General features: G+C 35.5%; 3 protein-coding genes. All 3 read right to left on the bottom strand.

The window, feature by feature from the left end; translation table 11 throughout:
- On the bottom strand, positions 1–2,218 hold a 2,218-nt coding region (locus FJR38_RS10230), incomplete at its 3' end, for a filamentous hemagglutinin N-terminal domain-containing protein (RefSeq protein WP_168536823.1).
- A 303-nt stretch (positions 2,219–2,521) separates the two neighbouring features.
- Complete coding sequence (locus FJR38_RS10225) at positions 2,522–3,289, bottom strand: 1-acyl-sn-glycerol-3-phosphate acyltransferase (protein WP_168498087.1); 768 nt, start codon at positions 3,287–3,289, stop codon at positions 2,522–2,524.
- Positions 3,290–3,402: 113 nt separating this feature from the next.
- A complete protein-coding gene (gene tadA / locus FJR38_RS10220) occupies positions 3,403–3,846 on the bottom strand; it encodes a tRNA adenosine(34) deaminase TadA (RefSeq protein ID WP_217359448.1) in 444 nt (147 codons plus the stop codon).
- Between the last annotated feature and the right edge of the window lie 205 nt (positions 3,847–4,051).

Here is a 4,051-nt window from a genome sequence, read left to right as displayed (position 1 = left end):
TTCCTGTAGATGCAGATGAGTTAATACTTTGTGTGGAAATATCCCCTTGGGATGAAAAATTAATATCTCCACTATTTCCTGTAGATGCAGATGAGTTAATACTTTGTGTGGAAATATCCCCTTGGGATGAAAAATTAATATCTCCACTATTTCCTGTAGATACAGATGAGTTAATACTTTGTGTGGAAATATTTCCTTGGGATGAAAAATTAATATCTCCACTATTTCCTGTAGATACAGATGAGTTAATACTTTGTGTGGAAATATCCCCTTGGGATGAAAAATTAATATCTCCACTATTTCCTGTAGATGCAGATGAGTTAATAGCTTGTGTAGAAATATTTCCTTGGGATGAAAAATTAATATCTCCACTATTACCATTACTAGAACTTGAGTAAGAATTAATATTTCCTGTGGTAATATACTGATTAGCATTTAAAGATATCGTTCCAGCATTTGCTACTGTAGGAGTAGAAGATATGACTTCTGTAGATAGGGATTCTGTAGTGATATTACCTCCAGATGTGAGAGAAATTATCCCTCCATATCCTGCTTTCCCAAAAAAAGGACCTGAATATGCTGGAGGTTGTGATTGGCCACCACCGGAGTAATTACCATAATTATAATAGTTACTGTAATTATAATAGCCATTATTAGAGTAATTATTATTGTAATCTTGCTCTAAACGGGAATAGTAATCTTGATTATTTGTATATGAGTAAGCTGCTAAGGATTTTGTACTAATATTTCCTCTAGAATTAATAGTGATTGTACCCCCATCTTGTTCAGGAGAATCTATAGCGTTAATGTAAGTATCTATATTTCCAATAATAATATTTGCCGAATTTGATAATAAATTATGGTTAGGTTTATATTCATTAGTCAAGAAAACTGAACCCCCATAATTGATAAAATTATAAGTATTTTTAATTTCTGTATAGGTCGTATAACTATCTTCACCAGTCTGAACAGTAAATGTATAGTAATCAACCGATAAGATATCTGCACTGGTAGGATGATTATTCACTGTAGCTGTTACACCTGATGGCAAAATGGGATTATTGTCTAATATTCCTGGCATTTTTTCTGGGTCAATTCCTGCTCGTATATCTAATAGACCAACATCATTTTTACTATTAACTGTAATTATTTGATTTCCGCCTTGACCATCGGAAATATCTTGATTTATTGATTTATAATCAGGATTATTAATAGTGACATTTCCTGTGGTAACTTTTCCACTTGCTAATATATATAAAGACGAACCTGTGTAATCTTCTAACTTAATATCTCCATTGACTTTGATTACATTATTATGAGGTATGAGAAAATCTATGGTATTTTGATTTAAATCTTCTGTAGTGAAATAACCACCTACTGTATATCTGCCATTACTTAATAATCTCACTGGTGATCTAAATACAATATCTCGATTAGATGTAAAATTACTATCAGGATGATTCAAAGCGTTTATTTCAATACTTTGATTACCTTGAATTGTGATATTACCAGCAGATTCTAAAATTACAGGTTTATTAATACTATCTTCAATCTTGACTGTTTCTTGTGCTTCTAAGATTAAATCTCCTCCTGTTTTCAGGGTAGAATCTTTTACGGTTACATTTATTCCTGATAATGTTAAATCTTTTCCAGTTTGTAAATTACCTTCATTTTTAATTTCTGCTTGTTGATTTTTTAAAGCATTTGTAAATAGGGCGTTGGGTTGTATATTTAATAAATTGCTAGTCTGTGGATTTTTAGCACTAAATAATCCAGTATCTCCTAATTTAATTTCATTAGCAGTTGTAGCTGTAAATGAACCTTGAATATTTAATGTTGCACCAGTACCAAAATATATACCATTAGGATTAATTAAAAATAAATTGGCGTTGCCATTTACTCCTAATGTTCCTAATATGTTAGAAACATTACTGCCTGTGACGCGAGTGAGGATATTTTCAATATTGATAGGATTAGCAAAATTAACAGTTTTTCCTACATCAACATTAAATTCTTGGAAACTATGAAATAGGTTAATTCCTCTTGTTGCACCACTTTCTATTTGTGCTGTTGTTGAATTAATATTATTGATTTGAGAACTTTCTGCACCTAATGTGCTATCAGGTATGAGTTGAGCAAATGCTTTTTGATTTGTAAAGGTGAATATTCCTGTGAATAAAGTGACTAATCCTAAGTTATAAACAATTTGATTTTTCATGGTTGTTATCTCAGTTGTTAGTTTTGGTTAAAATCCATTTAAAAATACATACTGGAGAAACACTTTCTAGGCTGTTTTTGCTTGTTTGAATAAGGAATATTAGCATATAAACTAAAATATGCTAGATCAAACAAATCAGATTGAACTGTGTTGCATTTCACAATGCAACCGACAGGAGTTTTTCCCGAAAGAGTATGTAAATTAAATGTTTAACAGCTTATAGATAACTATTTTATGATACAACCTCTTATCTGATCACAGTAATATTACGGTTTTATGGGAAAGGATGTAAATTTCTTGTAACTAATTGTGAATTTCTACAAAAATGCGATCGCTTATTTCTGATTCTTGATGATTTAATTGTTTTAATTTATGGGTTAAATCTGCTGTTAACCGTTTCGCTTCTAACTTTAAATTGCCATTAATATAATCTGTGACCTTGATAGGTTCACCAATGTGAATATCCACATCTGTACCCCAATTTGGATAGGGTTCGCTGTACTGGATGCCAACAGGTATAACTTTCACTTCTAATCCTGGATAGCTAGATTCAGCACTAACAGCTAAACGAGCGATTCCCGGCTTGAGCGGGTGAAGTTGACCATCACGATAGATGTTACCTTCAGGATAAATAACTAGCATTTCCCCTTGTTGCATTAACTCTACTGTATGACGGAGAGTAGCGATCGCGGGACGTTCAGTATTGACAGGAAAACCCCCCATTCTCCTTACAAACCAACCTTGTAATCCCTGACATTCATTACTCGTTACCATAAATCGCATATCTCTACCTGTCACATGACGACCAGTAGCATAAGGTAAAACCAATGAATCCCAACGGGAACGATGAGTAGGAGCAAGAATTACAGGACCCCTTGTAGGGATATTTTCTCGGCCAATAATTTTAATCCGTCCAAAGAAAGATGGCAGAACAACATAACGTCCTAAAAGATACGCTAAAGGAGTTAACCAAGGAGAAACCCGTGAGGTACTCTGAGCCACCAGAGGATTTACAGGCTGATTGAGGGTTTGTGAATGGCGTTTAGTAGAAGCAGAGTATGATTTAATCATAACGGTGGCTGGTTTTTAAGGCGGATAAAAGATGACGCAAACTTGATTATGTCCACCGTAGATTTTCTTGGGTAATTTTTGTTTTCCTATCTGGACAGTTTTACCTTTGTCTGTTATTTTTGCTGACGGCGTTGCGTAGTAAACCAATTTTGTAATTGTTCTCGACAGTCTGATTCTAGAATGCCTCCTAGCACTTTCAGCCGATGATTAGACGCAGGATGATCAGGGATGTTGATAACAGTACGAATTGCGCCAGTTTTGGTATCGTCCACTCCATAGATCAATTTTCCCAACCGAGCATGAACTATAGCACCAGCGCACATCGGACATGGTTCTAGAGTGACATATAAGGTACACTGATGCAAGCGCCAACTTTGTAATTTTTGACTAGCAGCCCGAATAGCGATAATTTCCGCGTGTGCGGTAGGATCTTGATCCCGTTCTTTGCGATTTTCACCGACAGCAATCAGGTAATCATCGGTGTCCACAATCACCGCACCCACAGGAACTTCACCAGCATTACCCGCTATCTGTGCCAATTCCAGGGCGTAATTCATCCATTTTCGATATTTTAAATATTCTGGGGATTCAAGCATGAATTGTCAGTTGTCAGTTGTCAGTTGTCAGTTGTTAGTTGTCAGTTGTTAGTTGTCAGTTGTTAGTTGTCAGTTGTCAGTTGTCATTAGGAAATTCTTTCCCCTGCTCCCCTGCTCCCCTGCTCCCTGCTCCCTGCTCCCTGCTCCCTGCTCCCTGCTCCCTGCT

The organism is Anabaena sp. UHCC 0253 (assembly GCF_009712085.1).
In the GTDB taxonomy this organism is placed as follows: Bacteria; Cyanobacteriota; Cyanobacteriia; order Cyanobacteriales; family Nostocaceae; genus Dolichospermum.
The sequence above is the reverse complement of the archived record's forward strand: the minus strand, read 5'-3'. Positions and strand labels throughout refer to the sequence as shown.

Coding starts and splice junctions, on each gene's coding strand:
- FJR38_RS10225 (WP_168498087.1), bottom strand. CDS start 3,289: ATGATTAAATCATACTCTGCTTCTACTAAACGCCATTCACAAACCCTC.
- tadA (WP_217359448.1), bottom strand. CDS start 3,846: ATGAATTACGCCCTGGAATTGGCACAGATAGCGGGTAATGCTGGTGAA.